The following is a 1,555-nucleotide window of genomic DNA, read 5'->3' as shown; positions in this document are numbered from 1 at the left end:
CCTGTTCCCCATAATCCGTGTAATCTCCTCTAAAATCTGTGTAATCACTAAAAAATAAAAAACACCATTAACTTAAGTATAATTTTAGTTATACCTAAACTAATGGTGCTTCCTCCTCGAAAATCCTATTAATGTTTTATCTTTATTCCCACCCCTCACAATATCCCCCCCTTAATTGTTTACCCTGTTAGAAAATATTGTTGGTTGCTTAAAAATAACCTATTAAAATACCCAACCCTGTCTGCTGGTAATTTTTCTAACAGGGTGTATTGTAATGGCTGAAATTATATCGATTTGTTTCTTTCTTGTCACCTACCAGAAATGGTAGGTAGTATTTTTCATTGTTTTATGATATAATTTTGGGTTTATTTTTAGTCTTCATAAAACACCGCAATCCGCCTTTGGCGGATTAATGTCCTATAATGACCTTCTGATAAACAGTATCCACTTTCCCTTCAATTTCATCCTGCCTCTTTGTCATCTTTTCATCGAGTTTGTCGATCTTTTTGTCCATAGTCTTTTGCCCCTCCTCCAGCTTCTTCTGTCCTTCTTCCAGCTTCTTCTGTCCTTCTTCCAGCCTGTCCATACGCTGGCTAAGTTCAGTTTTTACATTCTCTATCTTCTTATCCATAACATCAACTTTTTGTTCAACCCTCTTTACTTCATCCCGAAGTGTTTTATTGCTTTCAACTATCATTTTCTCCAGTTCCGCTTTATTCGCATCAACTTTTTTCTCCAGCCGGTCGATTTTATTGTCAGTAACTTCACGACCTTCCAAAATCAAATCAATCTTTGGCGCTAAATCTTCTAACAATATTTCTGCTCTGGTTTTTTTACTTATTTTTCTCTCTTTTTCCGCCATCTTTCCTCCAAACTATTTTTTTCTATCAAATTTATTTCTTTTAAGAAATTTAATTACTGGTTTACCGCACTTAGAACAAAAAACATGTAGTGGAACTCCCTCGTAACTCGCAAACACTTTATCATCCCTCTCTTCAATTATATTTTTACAAATATCACATCTATATAACATCTCCATATTTCACCTTTTTTATTTAACCATAAAATCAACAATATTTTAAAAACTGTTTTATTATACCACGCTTTCTTTATGTCAATGTTATTTTTTCAAGTCTTTTCCGAACCTCCGGCGCGGATTCATTGCCCGCTGCGTCTTTTACGGTGATTTCAATTACATGGTCTCCGCTTGAAAGAACCCAGTCAACCTGTGTAGTATATATATTCACGGCGCCGCTATTCGGCTCTCCGCCTATCTTTGTTATTTCCACAACGGGAGGTTTGCCTTTGATGTCTATTCGCTTCACTGATTCTACTTTTATTGTTTTGTTTTCACTGGTGACTTTTCCCGCAACCTTCACATCATACTGACCTTCCATCTTATCCAACATTATCTTGTTCGCGAAATATCCGTCGTTTGGGTCGTAATCAGCGTGAAGGCCGTCGTCGAAGAGCCGAAGGCTCAAGGTTGAAGGCTGAAGGGACGAATCCGTCCTTACTATTTCAACATCCACTTCCGGCTTCCATCCTCCTGTTT

General features: G+C 37.2%; 2 protein-coding genes. Both read right to left on the bottom strand.

Going from position 1 to position 1,555, the window contains the following annotated elements; translation table 11 throughout:
• Positions 1-409 precede the first annotated feature (409 nt).
• Positions 410-862 (bottom strand): hypothetical protein, encoded by a 453-nt coding sequence (locus tag AB1414_20620; GenBank protein MEW6609814.1) that lies wholly within the window; start codon positions 860-862, stop codon positions 410-412.
• Between the two features lie 247 nt (positions 863-1,109).
• Positions 1,110-1,555: choice-of-anchor X domain-containing protein (locus AB1414_20615; protein MEW6609813.1), on the bottom strand; the 446-nt coding region annotated here is incomplete at its 5' end.

The organism is bacterium, from assembly GCA_040755795.1.
Classification (GTDB): Bacteria; UBA9089; CG2-30-40-21; order CG2-30-40-21; family SBAY01; genus JBFLXS01.
This window is presented reverse-complemented; position numbering and strand designations above follow the sequence as displayed.

What these genes read in the sequence shown, in the direction of transcription:
- AB1414_20620 (MEW6609814.1), bottom strand. Translation starts at nt 862, where the DNA reads ATGGCGGAAAAAGAGAGAAAAATAAGTAAAAAAACCAGAGCAGAAATA.